Genomic DNA, 19,854 nt, shown 5'->3' with positions numbered 1-19,854 from the left:
TCTCCCCTCTAAACATCTCTCTCCTCTATAAATATCGTGGAACTTAAACAAGTTATTATTGCCCATAAAGCTGCCGATCCCCTGAGTAAGCGTCGCGCTGAAGAATGCGCTCGACAGCTTGAATCCCTTGGCTGTAAAGTGTTAATGGGACCGAGTGGCCCGAAGGATAATCCCTATCCAGTATTTTTGGCTTCTTCGACCCAAAAAATAGATTTAGCAGTGGTGTTAGGAGGGGATGGGACGGCACTGGCAGCAGCACGGCAGTTGTCTCACGATCACATCCCTATTTTGGCGGTGAATGTGGGCGGGCATCTGGGTTTTTTGACGGAACCTACTGAAACATTTCAAGATACTGAGACGATTTGGCAACGGCTGATTTCGGATCGCTATGCGGTGCAGCAACGGATGATGTTGCAAGCGAGGGTCTTGGATGGGTTGGATCGCAGTTTGAAGCCGGTCAGCGCTACGGAAACTCAGGATCCGCCTTTTTTGGCGTTGAATGAGATGTGCGTCAAACCCGCAACGGGCGATCGCATTCCCACTTCTACCTTGGAAATGGAAGTGGATGGAGAAATCGTGGATCAATATCAGGGAGACGGTCTGATTGTGGCGACCCCCAGCGGGTCTACCTGCTACACCGCGTCAGCGAATGGCCCGATTATGCATCCGGGAATGGAGGCGATCGCCGTAACGCCGATTTGTCCCTTGAGTCTTTCCAGTCGTCCGATCGTATTACCCGCTGGTTCGGTGGTGAAAATTTGGCCATTAGGCGATCGCGACTTAAGCACTAAACTTTGGACTGATGGGGTTCTTGGCACCTCAATTTGGCCGGGACAGCACGTCGAAGTCCGCATCGCCCAATGTCAGGCTCAATTTATTATTCTCCAAGAAAATTATTCTTATTACCGGACTTTGCGAGAAAAACTTCACTGGGCAGGGGCGAGAATCTACTATAACAACAATCACCGCAATTAATTGGCCTTGGGACAACCCTTTCTTTGGGGTCGAATATCTCGTTGATTATCTTTAAGAGTCATTCATTAATTGCTCCGAAGACTAATCCTTAAGACTTAAGACCAATAGAAATGATGCGTCAGTCCCTTGACGGCGATCGCCGATCCAGTGCGATGATCGAGGGCTATCGAATTATTCATTAATAGACTCAATAGAGTCGGAGTCAAAAATGATCGCTGGGTTAATCAAAGTCCTAGTTGTCGATGATTCGGCGTTTGTCAGGAAAACGATCAAAGCGATGTTATCCCGCAGTGCTTTTATTGAAGTGGTCGGGACTGCATCTGATGGACAAGAGGCACTCGAACTCATCCCACAACTTAACCCTGATGTAGTAACTCTAGACTTAATCATGCCGTATATGAGCGGTTTGGAGTTTCTAAGGGAGCAAATGGCGCGTCGTCCTTTACCGATGATTGTTGTCAGTATTGCGGAGGGGAATAGCCAGCAAGTCGTCGCGGCATTAGCGGAGGGTGCGGTTGATTTTATCCACAAACCCACCGCTTTGGCATCAGAAGGTTTATTACAAATGACCGATGAGTTGATTGCTAAAGTGAAAAGCGCCGCTAAGATTTCTATACCTTCTTTACCTCCGCCAACCAACACCCCAGAACCAACCACAAAATTGTTAATGACTCCAAAAAAGCCACCTGCACCAATCAACTTAGTGGCGATTGGCATTTCCACTGGCGGTCCTGCCGCATTGAGTCATATGATTCCTGAGTTGCCGGAGAATTTTCCCGTACCCATTGCGATCGTGATGCATATGCTCGAAGGGTACACGGAAATTTATGCCCAGCGCCTCGATCAGCAATCACCGCTTAAAGTGGTGGAAGCAAAACATGGGGATATTCTCCGACCGGGGATTGTCTATATTGCTCGTGCGGGGCAACATATGACGTTTACCAGGCAAGCGGATGCTCAAGTGGCGACTCGCTTGAGTTTTCTACCCCTGGAAACTATCCATCGTCCCAGTGTGGATGTGATGTTTGAATCCGCAGCCCAAATATTTGGCGATCGCGTTTTAGGGGTGGTAATGACGGGAATGGGTTCTGATGGCCACCTCGGGGCGGCCATGATTAAATCCCAAGGGGGCTTAATTTTTACTGAACATGAGTCCACTTGTGTGGTCTATGGAATGCCTGCGGTGGTGGAAGAAAATGGCTTAAGTGATTTGAGCGTTCCTCTATCTCTGATGGCTACAGCAATTCTCCATCAAGTGAAATTACATCAGCAAACTTAATCTCCGCTGATTAGTGCCAATTACTATCCCCTCGGTTCGGCGATCGCGTTCTTGTGCCAAACTCTGAATCAAACCATACAGGGACGATAAGCGACTCTCGATATCTCCAAGCTTTTGGGCCAGCGGTTGACGTTGGGCGATAATGCTTTTAATTTCCTGGCTTTTGTTCATGGCAATGCCTATGGTTTGCTAGGTAGAGAAGTATTGCAAAATATTATAGTCTTGCCGGGAAGTCAGAAAGCAGGTTTTTAAGTTAATTTTTATTATTGCTAGGTATGCGATCGCTTTATCCTCTTTTAAATTGTCCAGAAACCGGGTTGTTATGGCTATCTTGGGGAAAATGCACCAACCCATCAGAGAAACCCGGTTGCTTGATGACTCAGAGAGGCGATCGCATGAATGCCCCGTGGGATACTATCAGCGATTTAATGGCTATGTTTGATACTCTTCATATTTACCCTTCTCGGTTTAAAATTTCTTCATATTCATCATGGGTTCCAATCCATACCCAAATAAAATCTTCGCCATCTTTTAAAGCTAAAGAACGGTAATTTATGCCAATTCTAGCCGACCAAAATTTTCCTACTTTTTTAAAATGTAAAGAAGGATGATTGGAGTCACGTTTGAGCAATTCAAAGTTTTTTTTTGGCCAGTTCTTGAATCGAGTCTGGCAATTCCTCAAAACATCGCCAAAATCTTTTAGTATTTTTATGCACTTAAAGTTCCTGTAGTTCGTCTTGGGCTTTTGCTGCTAACTCCTCATTAACTAAAAAATCTAGTTTTCCTGAAGCCGAATCTTTTTCAATTTGTCGATCCCACTCTTCCCAGTCTAACTCGATCATCCAATTTCTCAAATAAGTGAATTCATCAGAGGAAAGAGACTGAATTGCTGCTTGATTTTTTTGTAATTTGGTCATCTCTGTCACCGTAATTTTCCTATATTTTAGCATTTAGCGATCGATTTGACGCAATTTTGCGAACCTTTTTTTGGACAACAACGATTTAAGCCAAGATTGCGCCATGTATAGTCATTTAAATTGCGTTTGAGACAAAACATCAGGGGCGCAATGCTGGCGCCAGCATTGCGCCCCTACAATATATGTTGATTTGCTTCTTTGGGCGCAATGCTGTCGCCCAAATTAACCTCGAAATGGTAGCAATAATCTTTGAAATTAGTATAATATTAATTATATCAAAAAGGCAATTCCTCATCTTCATCAAAATATTCATCAATATCTGCATCAAAATCTTTACTAGCAAAAAATAATGAAGGTTCTAATGCTGCTTTTGCCTCTTTTATCTTGTCAAACAAAGAATTGGGCGATCGCCGTTGTTTTTCCATTAACTTATCAATCCCGTATTTAACCTTAAGGCGATCGATAAATTCCTGAGAAATGGGTTCTTGTGGCCATTGAAAATCTGCCGCCGTCACCACGGGCACCCTCGGCCCTAAAGGTTCAATGGGCATTTCAGAAATGCGGACTAAAAAATAAGCACGACGCCGTTTAATCTCCGCTGCCCGCTGGTCAATTTCTTGTAAAACACCCGCCAATTGACTGGGATGATGGGAAGAAATTGCCACCCGAACTTCCAAATCATCTAAAGGAATTCCTAACGCTGCCGCTTGACTGAGTAACTCCTGGGGAACATCAGTCATCAATGGGGGATTAATCGCCGCAGACATAGCGGATAAAGCTTGTTTTACCGTTTCCATTGTTTCTGCAACGGTTTGGTTTTTTGCCCGGTCTGGTGGCGTAGACTGCACCATATTTTCTAAATGGTTAGCCGCTGTTTTTAACAGAGAAATAGCTTGGTTAATTTGTTGGTAATCCATAAATTTTTAGCGGGTAATAATTCACCACAGAGACACAGAGGACACAGAGAATATATTGCTGGGGATTATCCCGATCGCTGTGAATAGACTTTCACAGCGGTATTCTGTTGCATAGACCATAGATATTTGGAGTAGGGGCGCGATCTTTTCGGCATTAAATCTCTGTTTTCAGAAACCGGGTTTCTTGTAGGTTCCGGCAGTGGTCGCCCCGGTATAAAACCAGAAACCCGGTTTCTCCTGCGGTCAAGATCGTGCCCCTATAGATATTTGTGGTTGACCAATCTGAAAACTGCTGTAATTGATAAAAAAATTTACACAATTTTTGGGATCGCCCCTGATATGCTGAGGCAATTGATCGATTGCCTCTGGCAGAAATAGAGAAATAGAGATTATCTGTAAATCCTGAATTATCTGATCCTATTTTTCTTTTGAGATGCTACACATTATTTGTACCAGGTTTGAATGAAATTAGTACAAGTTATGTACAAACAAAAAGCTCCAGGAATGGTTGCGCGAATTATGCCCCTGAAAAAACACCACCGATATCTAACTCATTGGCTGCTGAAAGAAGACCGCGACCCAGCCAACGAACATCATTTGAAACATTCTTGGTGGCAGGTGATGTGTTTGACTGGCGTGGATTATTTTTCCACTTTGGGATATCAGCCGGGAATTGCGGCCCTGGCAGCGGGAGCCCTTTCACCTTTGGCAACATTGATTTTGGTGCTGGTGACACTTTTCGGCGCTTTGCCGATTTATCGACGAGTGGCTACGATGAGTCCGCATGGGGAAGGCTCAATTGCTATGCTGGAGCAGTTGCTACCCTGGTGGCAGGGTAAGATATTTGTGCTGATTTTACTCGGTTTTGCGGCAACGGATTTTATCATCACGATTACCCTGTCGGCGGCAGATGCCACGGCTCACATGATCGAGAATCCGTTTTTGTCAGGGATTTTGCAGGGACAGGCAGTTCCCATTACCCTAGTTCTGATTGCCTTGCTGGGAGCGATATTTCTGAAGGGGTTTAAGGAAGCGATCGGATTAGCGGTGGTTTTGGTGGGGATTTACCTTGGCCTTAATCTAGTGGTGATTGGGGTTGCGGGGTATCAGATCATTCAAGACCCCACAGTGTTCACAAGCTGGAAAATGGCCTTGCTGAACAGTCATGGCAATCCTCTGGTGATGGTAGGAGTTGCTACCCTTTTGTTTCCCAAATTGGCTTTGGGCTTATCGGGGTTTGAAACAGGTGTGGCAGTGATGCCTTTGGTGATCGGCAGTGGCAGTGATACGGAGGCGCATCCCACGGGGCGGATTCATCACACCCATCAACTCCTGTCTACGGCTGCCTTGATTATGAGCTTTTTCCTGGTGACGAGCAGTTTAGTCACCACATTGTTGATTCCACCAGCGGAATTTCAGGCTGGGGGGAGTGCCAATGGTCGGGCCTTAGCCTATTTAGCCCATCAGTATTTGGGGAGTCTCTTTGGGACGATTTATGACCTGAGCACTATGGCGATTCTTTGGTTCGCGGGAGCATCGGCAATGGCGGGACTGCTGAATCTGGTGCCCCGTTATCTGCCCCGCTATGGGATGGCTCCAGATTGGGCGCGGGCTGTCCGTCCCCTGGTTTTGGTCTATACGGCGATCGCCTTTATTGTCACCCTAATTTTTGAAGCCAATGTGGAAGCTCAAGGGGGTGCCTATGCTACAGGGGTATTGGTGCTGATGAGTTCTGCCGCAGTCGCTGTAACCCTCTCAGTGTATCGGCAGGGGGCAGGCAGGGGGCAAAATTGGGTGGGCACAGTCTTGTTTGGGGCGATCGCGATCGTCTTCTTCTACACCACCATTGTCAATATTATTGAACGACCGGATGGACTTCATATTGCCACCTTCTTTATCGCCGCCATCATTATCACTTCCTTAATCTCTCGCGTCTTTCGCTCAACGGAACTGCGAATGGTTGGGATGGAACTGGATGACACAGCCCGTCAATTCATCCACCAATTGAGACAGCAGCCGACCCGGTTAATTGCCCACCGTCCGCAAAAAGGAAATGCCCTGGAGTATCAGCTTGGAGAGAAAAAGGTGCGCGAGAATAATCACCTGCCCTCGACGGATCCGATTTTGTTTCTGGAGGTGCAGGTGACAGATGCCTCAGTGTTTATGGATGTGATTCGGATCCAAGGGGTTGAGGTGGAAGGATACCGAATTCTGCGGATGCAAAGTGCCGCAGTCCCCAATGCGATCGCCGCACTCTTGCTCTATATCCGCGATCGGACGGGAATCCTGCCTCACGTTTATTTTGGTTGGACTGAGGGGAACCCGATTCAATATCTGCTACGTTTCATCCTCTTTGGGGAGGGGGATGTTCCCGTTGTCACCCGCGAAGTGCTCCGCAAAGCTGAACCCGATCCAGCGCGTCGTCCTGGGATTCATGTTGGGTAAACTTGAAGATAATTCAAAAGGGAAGGAAATAGCGAATGAAATTCTTTACATCCCTGCCCAGATGGTTTCTGTGGGGACTGGTGCTGCCGTTGATCATCCTTAATGGGTGGGCGTTACTGCTGTTACTTAATTACTTTCAGGGTGCGATCGCCATATTCCTGACGGCAATGTTGCTGGCTTTTGTCCTGAATTATCCCGTGAGGCTGCTACAGCGCCTCAAGATTTCCCGAAACCTTGCGGTGTTGATCGTGTTGTTGGTGGCGATCGCTCTTCTGGCTATTTTTGGTGTCACCGTCGTTCCGGCGCTGATTTCTCAGGTGAATGAACTCGCGAATCGCCTGCCGACGTGGATTGATTCAGGAAGTGAGCAGTTGCAAATCTTCCAAACCTGGGCGGCAAGCCATCAAATATCCATTGATGTCAGCAAGCTGATTACCCAACTGGAAGAACGGCTATCAAACCAATTGCAAACTCTCAGTGCAACAGTGCTGAATTTCCTACTGGATGCGATCGGCAGTATCCTCAATCTAGTGTTAACGATTGTATTGACTTTTTACTTACTGCTTCATGGTGAAAAACTCTGGAATGGCATCTTCCAGTGGTTCCCGTCTCAGATTGGGGCGCAAATTCGTCAAGCCTTGCGACAAAATTTCCAAAACTACTTTATTGGACAAATCACTTTAGCATTACTGATGGGAGTCTCCATGACTACGGCATTTGTGATCATTCAATTGCCATTTGGACTTTTGTTTGGTTTGGCAGTTGGATTAATGGCACTGTTTCCCTTTGGTGCGGCCTTTGGCATTACCGTGGTCAGCTTGCTCACCGCCCTAAAAAGTTTCTGGCTAGGCTTAAAGGTCTTGGTGATGGCGACGATCATCGACCAGGCGATCGAAAATGGCATCGCTCCTCAACTCATGGGTGGCTTTACCGGACTTAACCCGGTCTGGATTTTGCTATCTCTATTGGTCGGTGTCAAAGTTGGGGGATTGCTCGGACTCGTTTTGGCTGTTCCATTGGCTAGTTCCCTCAAAAGCATTGTCGATATGCTTCATACCCCTAAAGTTCAACGGGCTTCAGCCAATCCTATTAAGACGGGCAGTGACAACGATATAGTCCAAGGTAAAATTCACCACAGAGACACAGAGGAAACAAAGGAATAATAGTAAAAATATTTTACAAATTGGCTAAAAATAGTCACTAATATAAAGACTCAAGCCTTTTTTCGCATCAATATTAAACTGTAGTCCCACTTCGGTTTCACTGGTAATTTCTATTTGACTCTGGGAAACGTCATCAAGCTGAATAGAATCACAGCCAAACGGCAGTCAATTATAGTTACTCGGCAATGACTTGTGAAAGCATATCATCAAATAGTTTAATCCGCTTTTGGATATCAGCTTTGGTTTTCCCCTCTCCGGTTAAAAGACGAGAGTCTTCTTGGTCAAAAAGTTTCTTAGTGGATGCAATGACTTTTTCCTGGCAATTAATCAATAAACCTCTGGCACAATTCCCAAAAGCCGATAGCGGTTTTAAGGGGGGTTGAGGGGATCGAGATATTTATTTTGCGCTCTTGTCTATTATATCATAATGGTGAGGATTCACCACAGAGACACAGAGGACACAAAGAATATATTGCTGGGCATTATCCCGATCGCTGTGAATAAATATATCATTATTATCTTGAATATACCACAAAAATTTGGTAGGGGCGAAGCATGACCGCCGGTATTTTTGGGTTAAAAGCAGAGATTTAATCCGGTCATGCTTCGCCCTCTACGGATACTTATGGTTGATTAATCGGAAAACCGCTGTATCGGCGAATAAACCGGGGTTATTTCTGTTTAATAAAACCCAGAAATAAACCCGGTTTATCGGAGGGTGTTAAGTAGGTGAACATAATTAATTGCACTTTTCGTTCCCCGCCGATAGGCTGTGGATTCCCGCCTTCGCGGGAATGACAGTTTTTTTCTCATTGGGTCTGTGGTGCATTTATTTCTGCCCACCTACTTATTTGACTTCTAAGGTGGTAGAAGCCGATCGCCCAAATTCTTCTGGGGCATATTGTAACTTCACTTCTGCCCCAGGCCATTCAAAGGTTCCTGGTGTGACCGATCGCACTAAATAATGGAGGCGATAGAGTCCAGGACCGAGGCGGTTGGCATAAGCCATCACCCGATCTTTGTAGATGGTTTGATAGCTAATTTCCCAGCTATCTTGTTGGGCTTGAACCGCTTTATTAGCGGTTTGGAAACTGGTATCAACCGCTTCAAAACCCGCAGGCAATGGGTCGGTAATGACTAGATGATCCACCGGGCGATCGGTGATAATTTCTAAGCCAATATCAAACACTTGACCTGCCGGAACTTGTAAGGGTTTTTTCGGCGTAGATAAGCCAATAGTTCCGAGTATCATATCTTCACCCGCAGGGCGAATGGTGCGATCGACTCGTAGACCATTAAATCGTCCCGGTTGGTTGCCTTTTAACCGATAGTTGTATTCAACAAAATAATGCAGATTTCCCTGACCAGATTTGCTTAAGTTTAGGTCAGATTTCCCTTGGGGTAATTGATCCATTGCCAGATTAATAAATTGGCTAGGATTCTGATATCCCTGAAACTGCATTGAGTCGATATTTTGACCGGCTAATTTCACCGTAGCGGTAAAGTTTGGCGGTGTGGGTTGCGTATTGGCATATTCCACTAAAGCGGTTAAGGCTTCCGCATTACTATAAGTGGTTTGCCAAGTACCATCACGCCGCAAATTTAGCAGTCCTTGTAATAAGCGGTTGCTGATTTCTGGGCTACTATTTTGGGCAATAGTTTGGGCAATAGCTAACCGTAAAGTTTGCGCTTGGGCAACGGTGGGCGGACTTAACCAGCCCCAATCTTCCGGTAAATTTACTGTAGCCGATCGCCCGGTTTCATAGACAGTTTCTTGCAACTCATTCCACATAGTTCGGGCTTCATTGCGCCAGCCTGGGACTTGCATTAAATAACGGGCTAATTTGGTTTGCGCCACCCGATCTAATTCCCCGCGTTGGGCATAAATATCCGCGAGAAAATCATTGCGGCGATCGCCTAATTCCGCTAACCCAATTAATGCCCCCAGTCGCAACCGATTTTTACAAGCTTGAGACTTGCAATAGTCATATTTTCCTGGGTCAGCGAGAGTTTGTTGCAAATAAACCCGCAGCCGAGAAATCATTGATTCATCAACAGCAAATCCCGCTGCTTTGGCTTGGGCTAAACTTTCCGCCGCATAAGGACTAATAAATGGATCGGAGTTACTGCTACCAGGCCAAAATCCAAAACCGCCGTCAGTTTGTTGCAGTTTTGCCAACTGTTCCAAGGCCAATGTTGCTTGATTTGTGGGATTAAATGCGGTAAATGTTTGGCTATATTTTTTGCCCAAAATTTGCAAATTGGCCGCGATCGCTAACTCAGAAGCAAGCGGTTCCAAAAAGGGCAAGGGATCCTCGGCAAAAATTTGCCGCGCTGGGGCAGTAATTTCGGGAATCAACGTAGAGGCCAAATCAATATTTAAACCGCCTACAGTTCCCTCGACATTTTTATCCACATTTACCGGAATTGTCGCCTGATTATTTGTCACCCCAGACTCTACCACCGTTTCGCTGACCGGCAATTGGCGCACGGACAACGGCACCTCAAAAGCATCACCTTGCTGCTGATTTAGTTGGGCTGTAAAGCGCACTTTTCCTTCACCCAAACTATTAGCGGTCATGGGGAAACGATAAACTTGCGTATCCCAATCCGCTTTAGTCCGCAAGGTTTCATTATTCGTGGACTTTTCCGCAAATAATAAATTATTACTCAGAGAACCATTAACCACTAAATTACCCACTTTTTCCGTGGTATTGGTGACAGTTAAACCACCATCAAAGCGATCGCCTAAGCGCACAAACTGCGGCAAAACTGGGTTAGCCATCAAGGGTTTTGTGGTCATAAAAGTATTGTCCCCTTGACCAAATCGCATATCCTCAGTTGTTGCTACGGCCATAACGCGCCAAGTGGTCAAATCATCGGGCAAAGAGAAGCTAACCGTTGCCTGTCCCCGTCGATCGGTCGTCACCGACCCGTTGTAATACGCCAGGGGCTTAAATTCTGTGCGTAACCGGGTACTATCGGCCCCTGCGGAAAAGCCACCGCCATAACCCCAACCTTTATCCAGGGGGGAACTCAGGGGCGAAATCACCACTTCAAAGCGGTTATCGCTAAATCGAGTGGCGATCGGTTGGTCTGCATACACGGTTTTCACCAAGTCTGGAGGCCGATATCCGGTGAGTTGCAAAATCGCCTCATTCACCACCATTACCGTAAATTGCCCTTTCACCGGCTGACCGGCAGCATCTTTGACTTGCAATTTCACCGTAGTTGCAGTTCCCGGGGCAATTTTTTCCTGATTAGGAGTGACTTCAACTTGCAGATATTTTGCCGCCAAATTGATATTAAATGGGGCAAAACCAATTTTCACTAAGTCTTCTACGCTGCCCGGTTCTAACTGTTCCAAAGGTTGCCCTTGTCGAATTAAAACTGCTTGAACTGCCGCATTGGGCAACATTTCCGGGGTGACAGTAAATTGAATTTGCGGCGCACCACCTGTCACCTTGGTTAAGGTTTGATACAAGGGGCGATCGCGCACCACAGCAAAATACAATTCCGCCTCTGGATAAGGGGATTGAATTAACGCCGTAGCGGTTTCCCCAGGCTGATAGGTTTCTTTGTCTAATTTCACTTCCAAGAAATTATCTTGGTCGCTACGGCTGGCCCAAAATACTGACCCACCACCTGTGGCCCAAATTTGTAAATCTGTGGCAGTGATTTCATCCGTATTATTCCCCAAAAATGCCCGAATTCGATAAGAACCAGATTCTGGGGGGGTGAGGTTAACGGTTTTCGCTTCTGTAGCAGATTTAATGTCTTGTCGATCGACGGTTTGATATTCCACCTGATAACGACTATTTCGGCTACCGGCAACCACGCGGTTGACGCGGCTATAAGTCATTTTTTGTAATTCCAGGCGGATACTTTCTCCGGCGATCGCTTCCCCTTGAAGGTTGGTGACAATAAACTCTACAGAAAACGGTTTACCCGCATCAGCAACCCACTTACTTTTTAAGCCAATTAATTTATCACTGGGTAAGGCGGTAAAAGTCTGGCTATTGCTGACGGAAAGATTGGCTAAATCCGTCACTTCTGCATCTACCCGATAGGTCATGGGATAGGGTAAATCCCGGTCTACTTGTACCTGGAAATTACCGGAACCGCCCCGATCCAAAACGGCATTTTGTTCCAGGACATCACTACTAATAGAAGGCTGTTCTTCCGGCCAAAACCATTGGCGACCAAAAGAGTATTTTTCCCAGCCTTTCGGGGCAAAGTCCCGCGCAGGCGATCGTGTGACATAATATTGAACTTGGGCGTTAGATACGGGAGAACCAAACAGATAATCACTCTGGATATTTGCGGCAACTGTTTCATTAGGTTTGGCAATTGCTTGATTCAGGGTTAAGTCTACCTTAAAATTCGGCGGCTTAAACTCTGCTACCCGAAATTCCCCATCAATTTCTCCCTGGTTTCTGCCTTTTCCTTGCAGAGAATAATAACCAAGGGGCTGATTTTCATCTAGGGTAAATTCCCAGGAAAACGTGCCAAATTCATTGGTGCTTGGGGTTCCTAGTTCTTTTTCGTTGCCGTCTGGGTCGCGCAAAACCAAAGAATAAACATCATTTTGATCTGATGTTAATTGACCATTTTCTAAATAATAGGCAACTCCAGTTAAGGCTACTTTTTCGCCCGGTTGATAAAGTTGGCGATCGGAGAAAATCGTACCCCGTGATACAGGTTTGTCACTATTCCAATCTCCATAAATTCCATAGCCATAAGCCCCACTCCAAGACCAGGTGCGATCGAAAGCCCAATCATCCCCTTCTCGGACAATCGCCACAACTTCTGGGGCTTCATCAGCTTTCTTACTACAGCTTTTTACCTGGGCTGAAGTTAACACTAACGTGCCATAATTATCCGTAGTACCCGTAGCACAAGGAGTCGGATTACCGCGAGTTTTGCTATCGGTTTGAGACTGATAAACTTGCACATTTGCTCCAGGAACCGTTGCCCCATCAGACAAATGATTTACATGAATCAATCCCATGTCAGGGAACCACTGACTAAATACCCCCAAATTAGTTAATTGTACCATACCATAAAAGGTAGGTTCGCGCCATTCTTCCTTGCCATCCATTACATAACGATTGGTCTTAGCGCTAACCCCATAAGCGAGTAAGCCAGTATTTTTATCCAGCTTTTCACGCAAAGGAACTGTGATAGTTTGCGTCTGATTTTTTTCTCCAGAAATGGGGAAACTTTGCCAACTTGTCTGACTTGACAATAAATCAGTTGATTCACCTCTGGGATATGCGTTATCCGCATAAATCAAGTCCGTGGGTTGTACCACCTTGTAAGTGGCTTTATACTGCGATTCTGGTAAATTAACCGCAGAAATATTCAGTTCTAAATTTTGCTGGGCTGGGAAAATATTTAACCCATCCGGAGCCCAAATATTTCCGGCAATATCCCCGGTATTATATTCTTGAGTCAGAGTTTCACCCAAAGTTTGACCAAAGGCATCTTTTAGATTATTACCAATGGTAATGGTGTAATTCGTATTCGGTTCTAATCCCCAGGGATTAATGCTGATGCTTGATTCTTCATCATAAGCTTGAACGGCGTTAACTCCCTCTTTGGGTGGCGGATTAATGGTAATATTTTCTAATACCGAATCAATCTCCAGTTTGTTATTAAACTTTAACTCCGGTGTACCATTAACAAATCGGCCATAAGCCCCGCTCATATCCGGTTGCCCAGTAAACTCCATCCGTTCCAATTTTAACGGTGAATAAGTCTCAACTTCAGAAACAAATTGAGTGTCACTAGGTAAATTGCCGGGAAATGGACGAATTCCGGGAGCAAATTCTAAGCGATATCGAGTGCCTTTTTCTAATGGACGTTTCGGGGTTAACGTATAACTCCAATTTCTTAAAGCGGGGTCAAAGGTTTCCCCCGGAGTGAGTGAGGCTACATCATCGTTTTCCTCCACGGTGACGGGGATTCCGGTTTGAGTGCCTCTGGGAATAAGCTGCACTTTTTCCTCTAATGACTTAACATCTAATTGCACATTAGAGGTAAAGGTTAATTGGGGTTTGACATCAATATATTCAGGATCGACATATTCGTTTTCCTGAATTTTCGGTAAGTCGGTCAGCTTAATCGGTTCGGTGTTAAATGTCCAAGCCAAATCTTGATTAATTTGGTTATTTTTTAAATCGCTTAATCCCGCTTTCAGGGTGACTTTAATCCGGGTAGCTTTGGGGAAAGCTACGTCAGATTGAAATCCCACCATGCGCGGGGTGAGAAATCGAAATCTCCCCGGTATGTTTGGTTCAATTTCAAATAGTTTGAGTTTTCCTTCTTCTGCCGTAGACTCCAGACTTTCTAAAGGAATTAACGGTTCTTTAAACCGAATTTTAATCTGGGCTAGAGTTTCTGCGGTTTCTGTCGGACTAATTTGTTCGATCCAGTCCGGCAGTTGTGGGGTGACGAGAGGCGCCACCTCTGGTAAGGGTTGGTTGAATTGTGAGAAATTGGCGGATTTCTGTTTCTGGATGTTTCCACAGGCTGATATGCCCCAAAATAGAAATATACCTACCAGAAACCACGACCAAAATCTCTTGAAGATTCTCGACATAGGTTTGTCTCAATCAAAAATCTGTGAGTGAAAAATGCGATCGCACTTGGGATAAGAAAGCTGGGGGCAAGAAACCGGGTTTCCAGAGCAATTTTGCATCGCAACCAAGATTTATTAAAGAAACCCGGTTTCTTCGGCCCTGGTTTCTCACCCCCGGCGATCGCGCATACAATCCCTATTTAATCTCAGAATTTTGCTTTTGTGGGGATTTTGCAGATTTTCTTAACTCAGATAAAATTCGGTAAGGTGTGTTACGGTGGCCAAAGGATTAAATCTATGGAAAAAATTTACCAGCGATCGCCACCTAACCCACCCTACCGCATATTATTGCAAATCATTGCAAATTGTTGCAAATTATTGCTTATTAGAATAACTTTAATTTAAGTGAATCAAAGGCATCAACAATGCAAGCAAAAATTAGAGACACAGAAATTTATTTTGATATTGAAGGGGCAGGGTTAGTCATTGACGGCGATCGCATGAAAGAAAGACCCACGGCGTTTCTGGTTCATGGGGGGCCAGGGGGCGATCATACTTCCTACAAAGCGGGACTTTCTGACCTAAGTCAAAAAATGCAATTAGTCTATTTTGACCATCGCGGTCAGGGACGGTCTGCCCGTGGCCCAAAAGAAACTTATACCTTAGAAAATAATGTCGAAGATATGGAAGCCTTGCGCCAATATCTCGGCTTAGATAAAATTATCGTCATCGGCGGTTCTTATGGGGGCATGGTGGCCTTATCTTATGCCATCAAATATCCGCAAAATCTCTCCCATTTAATTGTCATTGCTACCGTTTCCGACTATCGTTTTTTAGAGAAAGCCAAACAGTTTATCGCCGAAAAAGGCACACCGGAACAAAAGAAATATGCGGAACTTCTCTGGGCTGGCAACTTTAAAGATGAAGCGGAATTAAAAGCCTATTTTCAAGTCATGGCGCCCTTATACTCTGTCACCTATAACCCGGAAGCGAAAAACCAATCTGACAACCGAACCATTTACTCAGTGGATGCAATTAATCAGGCATTTGGCGGATTTTTGCGGACTTATAATATCTTAGATCAACTACATAAAATTACTGCTCCCACATTAGTTATTGGTGGTCGCCATGATTGGATTTGTCCCCCGGAATTTTCCGAAGAAATTGCCGCCGCTATCCCCAATTCAGATTTAAGAATATTTGAAAATAGCGGTCACTTAATCCGCGTGGACGAACCCCAAGCCCTCAAAGATGCGATCGCGGGTTTTATTGTCTATAAAAAATGATCTAGGGTGTGTTAGGGGCGGCGATAATTTAATTAACTAACAATTATCTCAAAAATTCGCCCCGTAACGCACCATCATCAACCAGAAAAAACTTATAATCAATCGTAGGGTGTGTTAGGGGCGGCGCTAATTTAATTACCTAATAACTATCTGAAAAATCCGCCCCGTAACGCACCATAAAGCACCGTAAAAATAGTTAACCCACAGGAAAATAAACCTGTTTTTTGCGATAATTTTGCTTTTATGCTAATATTTATTAAAAAAACACGGTTTCTCCGTCCGGGCGATCGCGCATTTTTTTCCCCAGTATCACCAGAAAAAAATACTGCTACTAAACTAATCCTATGACCACATTCCTGACCGATTATGCTGATATTACCAGACTTCATTGCTCTGCCAAATTGAATCAGAAGCAGCGGAGTGAATTGGGGCAATTTTTGACTCCTGCTAACATTGCCCGGTTCATGGCAAGACAGTTTAATAGTCTATCTGGTCATATTAAAATTCTCGATCCAGGATCCGGAGTAGGCACATTAACTGCGGCAGTGGTAGAGCGGTTATTAGCTAATCCTAATCAAGTCAAAAGTTGCTACATCACCGTCTATGAAATTGAGCCAATTTTTATCGAATCATTAAATCAGTGTCTTAGGGATTGTTGTACGGCATTACAAAATCAAGGAATTGAGGCTGATTATTCCTTGCACCAGGATAATTTTATCAAAGCTGAGAATCAAATAAATTTACCACTTTTTTCGAGTTTATCCCCAGAATTCACTCACATTATTCTCAATCCGCCCTATAAAAAAATTCACAGCCAATCAATCGAAAAAAAGATCCTAACCAGCTTGGAAATTGATACGGTAAATCTCTATAGTGCATTCGTTTGGCTTTCTATGTTACAGCTTGCTCAAGGCGGTGAGATGGTCGCTATTACACCGAGAAGTTTCTGTAATGGGGTGTATTTTCGTCTTTTTCGCCAAGCTTTTCTAGAAAAAATGGCGCTGCAAAAAATTCATATTTTTGAGAGTCGGTCAGCGGTCTTTTCAGAAGATAACGTTTTACAAGAAAATATTATATTTCATGGAATAAAAACAAAATATCAGCCGGATTATGTGGAAATTACCAGCAATTATGAAGCCGAAATTAATCAAGCTTTAGAATTGAGATATGCTCCCTACGATCGGGTAGTTGAAAATAACGATGATCATAGGTTTATTCATATTGTCACAAATCCAATTGCCGATTTGATCCGGGTGCAAATGAATCAATTTTCATCGACTTTAGATGAAATGGGATTAGAAGTTTCAACAGGGCCAGTTGTCGATTTTCGTCTTAAATCATCTTTGAGAACTTGCCCAGATAATCAGACGGTTCCGTTGCTTTACCCAGAATCGATTAAATTCGGGAAAGTTGTGTTTCCACCGAGGAATCCTCGCAAGGCGATCGCCATTGCAGAAAACCAAGAAACAGCAAAATGGTTAGTAAAATCTGGCTGGTACGTTTTGACTAAGCGTTTTTCTGCGAAAGAGGAAAAACGGCGGATTATTGCTGCTGTTTGTCCTCCCGTTAATACCGCCGTACTAGGCATAGAAAATCATTTAAATTACTACCATGCTAAAGGTAAGGGAATAAATCCCGACCTAGCCAGAGGTTTAGCAGCATTTCTGAATTCAACTTTATTTGATAGTTACTTCCGGCAGTTTAGTGGACATACACAAGTTAATGCCACAGACTTGCGGCGGATTAAATACCCTAGTAAAGATGATCTGATCCGACTGGGGCAGCAAATTGGTGATTCTGACTTAAATCAGGAGCAAATTGATCGGATTGTCCATAGAGTTTTATCAATTATGAAAGAAGCAACAAATGCGATCCAGGCTAGTAAACGAATTGAGGAAGCATTGGCAATTCTCAAAGATATTTCTACGCCAAAAGAACAACAAAATGAAAGGTCTGCCCTTTGCTTACTGGCATTAGCAGATATTCGCCCGGATACACCTTGGAGTGAAGCCACCGCCCCCAGACGAGGAATTACAGAAATGATGAACTGGTTTCGGGATTACTATGGTAAACAATATGCACCAAATACGAGAGAAACCGTGCGACGACAAACGATGCATCAGTTTGTCCAAATGGGAATGGTTATGGAAAATCCAGATCAACCAAATCGCCCCATTAACAGCCCTAAATGGTGTTATCAACTCGCTCCACAAGCATTATCACTACTGAAATTATATAATTCTAAAAAATGGCCAGAGGCTTGCGGAAATTATGCCAATTCAGTGACTAATTTATTACAGGATAAAAATCGAAATATCCCCATGATTCCTGTATGTTTGCCCGATGGTCAGGAGATTGAACTATCATCCGGTGGGCAAAATATTTTAATCAAAGATATTTTGGAAAGTTTTTGTCCTAGATTTACTCCCGGAGGTTTAGTTCTCTATATCGGTGATGCAGGGGATAAGTTTCTGATTAATGAAACTGAAAAATTCCGAGAAATAGGCATTGAGTTAGATCCTCACGGTAAAATGCCCGATATTGTGATTTATTATCAACAGAAAGATTGGCTTGTACTCATAGAAGCGGTGACAAGTCATGGCCCAGTTAATTTGAAACGTCACAATGAATTAAAGCAACTTTTTCGATCGAGTCAAAAAGGCTTGGTTTTTGTGACAGCTTTCCCAAGTCGCAAAGAAATGACCCGATATCTAGCGGAAATTTCCTGGGAAACCGAAGTATGGGTGGCAGATCAACCGGAGCACATGATTCATTTTAATGGCGAAAGATTTTTAGGTCCATACGAAGATATAAAAAATCTGTCTTGACTATTTCGGTGTTTGACGCTTAACACTATGGATTCAACACCTCCCGAAAAGAAACCGGGTTTCTACAACAATGAGCGCATTTTAGCCAAGATTTATTAAATAAACCCGGTTTCTCCATAAATAGCGTTGGGGTAGGGTGTGTTAGGGGCGGCGCTAATTTAATTAACTAATAATTATCTCAAAAATCCGCCCCGTAACGCACCATCATCAACCAGACAAAAATCGTATAATTGTATAGATACAAATATCCGTATCAAGCAAAATTTTCATACAATTTGCTCTCGTTCCATCGGTAGGGAGCGATCGCGCTCAATTTGTAAATCCTCTGGGAACTCTTTCAGGGCATCAAACATCTATTTATAGCAAATATTCTGCTACTCAAGCAATGCCGAAATGAATTATGTTATAATTATGGCATTAACTAAGCGGCTTAAGCAAATTTATGATCGTTAGAGCTAAAGGAATTAAGCGCGGTCAAACTATTATTTTGAATCAATCGCTTTCTCTACCGGATCAAGAAGTGGAAATCATGGTCATACCTATTTCCGATCCGGGGAGTGAACCCTTGAAAAAAATACATTAGCTGACTTTGTGGGAAAGCTGCAAAATTCACCCAATTTTCAAGACGATCGCTTCTTGTCTTAGAGCATATTTTTAGAGGATAATCATGCTAAAAACATTTAAAGCACTATTGAAAGGAAGTCATGTAGAGTGGATTGAGGATAGACCCGATCTGGGAGATGAAATGTTAGAGGTGTATGTAACTTTACTCGATAAAAAACCAGTCCCAGACGCAAAAACACGCGGGCAAAAGATGGCGGAAATCTTAGAAAATCTGGCGGCAACAGAAGGATTAGAAAATATAGATCCTATCTTGTGGCAACGAGAAACTCGACAAGACCGTTCATTACCGGGGCGATAAACGATGCTTCTTGATAGCAATATTATTATCTATTCCGCACAGCCAGAATATGCCAATTTGCGAGGATTAATTGCGGAAAATTCACCAGCAGTATCAGCCCTCAGTTATCTGGAAGTATTGGGCTATCATCAACTGACGGAGCAACAACGGCAGTATTTTGAAGCGTTTTTTCAGGTTGCTGAAGTTCTGCCGATATCCGAGGAGGTGTTGATTCAAGCTGTTGCTTTGCGACAACAGAGAAGAATGTCATTAGGGGACGCAATTATTGCCGGGACTGCATTGGTGCATCAGTTAACATTAATTACCAGAAATGTGGATGATTTTCAGTGGATTGCTGACATAAATCTACTGAATCCGTTTGATACAAGAGAATAGCAATAGTCACAGGATTGAGAGGATAGCTGGTGTAGGGCGCACCATAAATAGCCTTGGGGTAGGGTGTGTTAGGGGCGGCGCTAATTTAATTACCTAATAATTAGCCTAAAAATCCGCCCCGTAACGCACCATAAATAGCCTTGGGGTAGGGTGTGTTAGGGGCG

General features: G+C 44.1%; 16 protein-coding genes. 10 read left to right on the top strand and 6 right to left on the bottom strand.

Annotated features, from left to right (window positions below):
* The first annotated feature begins 36 nt into the window (after positions 1-36).
* Positions 37-975: an NAD(+) kinase gene (locus tag AM228_RS05210; protein WP_054465035.1), complete on the top strand. Its 939-nt coding sequence runs from the start codon at positions 37-39 to the stop codon at positions 973-975.
* 208 nt (positions 976-1,183) lie between these two features.
* A complete protein-coding gene (gene cheB, locus AM228_RS05205; RefSeq protein ID WP_054465034.1) occupies positions 1,184-2,254 on the top strand; it encodes a chemotaxis-specific protein-glutamate methyltransferase CheB in 1,071 nt (356 codons plus the stop codon).
* Here the strand turns inward: cheB and AM228_RS05200 are convergent.
* From AM228_RS05200 to AM228_RS05185, 4 genes are all read right to left on the bottom strand, one after another.
* Positions 2,237-2,425, bottom strand: coding sequence for a hypothetical protein (locus AM228_RS05200; protein WP_054465033.1), 189 nt, complete (start codon positions 2,423-2,425; stop codon positions 2,237-2,239). The genes cheB and AM228_RS05200 overlap by 18 nt on opposite strands.
* A gap of 283 nt (positions 2,426-2,708) precedes the next feature.
* The gene (locus AM228_RS05195; protein WP_231636625.1) at positions 2,709-2,885 is read right to left on the bottom strand and encodes a hypothetical protein; all 177 of its coding nucleotides are present in this window, start codon (positions 2,883-2,885) and stop codon (positions 2,709-2,711) included.
* A gap of 85 nt (positions 2,886-2,970) precedes the next feature.
* The gene (locus AM228_RS05190; RefSeq protein ID WP_054465032.1) at positions 2,971-3,171 is read right to left on the bottom strand and encodes a hypothetical protein; all 201 of its coding nucleotides are present in this window, start codon (positions 3,169-3,171) and stop codon (positions 2,971-2,973) included.
* A gap of 275 nt (positions 3,172-3,446) precedes the next feature.
* Entirely contained in the window at positions 3,447-4,088 is a 642-nt protein-coding gene (locus tag AM228_RS05185; protein ID WP_054465031.1) for a hypothetical protein, read from the bottom strand.
* 462 nt (positions 4,089-4,550) lie between these two features.
* Here AM228_RS05185 and AM228_RS05180 point away from each other — a divergent pair, with 462 nt between their 5' ends.
* Positions 4,551-6,533 (top strand): amino acid transporter, encoded by a 1,983-nt coding sequence (locus tag AM228_RS05180; RefSeq protein ID WP_231636624.1) that lies wholly within the window; start codon positions 4,551-4,553, stop codon positions 6,531-6,533.
* 35 nt (positions 6,534-6,568) lie between these two features.
* Positions 6,569-7,696 (top strand): AI-2E family transporter, encoded by a 1,128-nt coding sequence (locus AM228_RS05175; RefSeq protein WP_072160658.1) that lies wholly within the window; start codon positions 6,569-6,571, stop codon positions 7,694-7,696.
* Positions 7,697-7,871: 175 nt separating this feature from the next.
* Here the strand turns inward: AM228_RS05175 and AM228_RS31910 are convergent, their stop codons facing one another.
* Together AM228_RS31910 and AM228_RS05170 are read right to left on the bottom strand one after the other, a co-directional pair.
* Positions 7,872-8,027, bottom strand: a complete 156-nt coding sequence (locus AM228_RS31910; RefSeq protein ID WP_156331550.1) for a hypothetical protein — start codon at positions 8,025-8,027, stop codon at positions 7,872-7,874.
* Between the two features lie 516 nt (positions 8,028-8,543).
* Entirely contained in the window at positions 8,544-14,300 is a 5,757-nt protein-coding gene (locus AM228_RS05170; protein WP_054465030.1) for an alpha-2-macroglobulin, read from the bottom strand.
* 23 nt (positions 14,301-14,323) lie between these two features.
* Between AM228_RS05170 and AM228_RS05165 the strand changes: the two genes are divergently transcribed.
* The 6 genes from AM228_RS05165 (at position 14,324) to AM228_RS05140 (ending at position 19,690) form a co-directional block, all read left to right on the top strand.
* Positions 14,324-14,545, top strand: coding sequence for a hypothetical protein (locus tag AM228_RS05165; protein WP_054465029.1), 222 nt, complete (start codon positions 14,324-14,326; stop codon positions 14,543-14,545).
* A gap of 159 nt (positions 14,546-14,704) precedes the next feature.
* Entirely contained in the window at positions 14,705-15,565 is an 861-nt protein-coding gene (locus AM228_RS05160; RefSeq protein WP_054465028.1) for an alpha/beta fold hydrolase, read from the top strand.
* 344 nt (positions 15,566-15,909) lie between these two features.
* A complete protein-coding gene (locus AM228_RS05155; RefSeq protein ID WP_054465027.1) occupies positions 15,910-18,393 on the top strand; it encodes a BsuBI/PstI family type II restriction endonuclease in 2,484 nt (827 codons plus the stop codon).
* 442 nt (positions 18,394-18,835) lie between these two features.
* Positions 18,836-18,976, top strand: a complete 141-nt coding sequence (locus AM228_RS34915) for a hypothetical protein (RefSeq protein WP_231636622.1) — start codon at positions 18,836-18,838, stop codon at positions 18,974-18,976.
* Positions 18,977-19,060: 84 nt separating this feature from the next.
* Complete coding sequence (locus AM228_RS05145; protein ID WP_054465026.1) at positions 19,061-19,315, top strand: hypothetical protein; 255 nt, start codon at positions 19,061-19,063, stop codon at positions 19,313-19,315.
* Between the two features lie 3 nt (positions 19,316-19,318).
* Positions 19,319-19,690: a type II toxin-antitoxin system VapC family toxin gene (locus AM228_RS05140; RefSeq protein WP_054465025.1), complete on the top strand. Its 372-nt coding sequence runs from the start codon at positions 19,319-19,321 to the stop codon at positions 19,688-19,690.
* Positions 19,691-19,854 lie beyond the last annotated feature (164 nt).

This window comes from Planktothricoides sp. SR001, assembly GCF_001276715.1.
Taxonomy (GTDB): Bacteria; Cyanobacteriota; Cyanobacteriia; order Cyanobacteriales; family Laspinemataceae; genus Planktothricoides; species Planktothricoides raciborskii.
This window is presented reverse-complemented; position numbering and strand designations above follow the sequence as displayed.

What these genes read in the sequence shown, in the direction of transcription:
- AM228_RS05145 (WP_054465026.1), top strand. Translation starts at nt 19,061, where the DNA reads ATGCTAAAAACATTTAAAGCACTATTGAAAGGAAGTCATGTAGAGTGG.
- AM228_RS05155 (WP_054465027.1), top strand. Translation starts at nt 15,910, where the DNA reads ATGACCACATTCCTGACCGATTATGCTGATATTACCAGACTTCATTGC.
- AM228_RS05160 (WP_054465028.1), top strand. Translation starts at nt 14,705, where the DNA reads ATGCAAGCAAAAATTAGAGACACAGAAATTTATTTTGATATTGAAGGG.
- AM228_RS05190 (WP_054465032.1), bottom strand. Translation starts at nt 3,171, where the DNA reads ATGACCAAATTACAAAAAAATCAAGCAGCAATTCAGTCTCTTTCCTCT.
- AM228_RS05170 (WP_054465030.1), bottom strand. Translation starts at nt 14,300, where the DNA reads ATGTCGAGAATCTTCAAGAGATTTTGGTCGTGGTTTCTGGTAGGTATA.
- AM228_RS05185 (WP_054465031.1), bottom strand. Translation starts at nt 4,088, where the DNA reads ATGGATTACCAACAAATTAACCAAGCTATTTCTCTGTTAAAAACAGCG.
- AM228_RS05180 (WP_231636624.1), top strand. Translation starts at nt 4,551, where the DNA reads ATGAAATTAGTACAAGTTATGTACAAACAAAAAGCTCCAGGAATGGTT.
- cheB (WP_054465034.1), top strand. Translation starts at nt 1,184, where the DNA reads ATGATCGCTGGGTTAATCAAAGTCCTAGTTGTCGATGATTCGGCGTTT.
- AM228_RS05200 (WP_054465033.1), bottom strand. Translation starts at nt 2,425, where the DNA reads ATGAACAAAAGCCAGGAAATTAAAAGCATTATCGCCCAACGTCAACCG.
- AM228_RS05175 (WP_072160658.1), top strand. Translation starts at nt 6,569, where the DNA reads ATGAAATTCTTTACATCCCTGCCCAGATGGTTTCTGTGGGGACTGGTG.
- AM228_RS34915 (WP_231636622.1), top strand. Translation starts at nt 18,836, where the DNA reads ATGATCGTTAGAGCTAAAGGAATTAAGCGCGGTCAAACTATTATTTTG.
- AM228_RS05140 (WP_054465025.1), top strand. Translation starts at nt 19,319, where the DNA reads ATGCTTCTTGATAGCAATATTATTATCTATTCCGCACAGCCAGAATAT.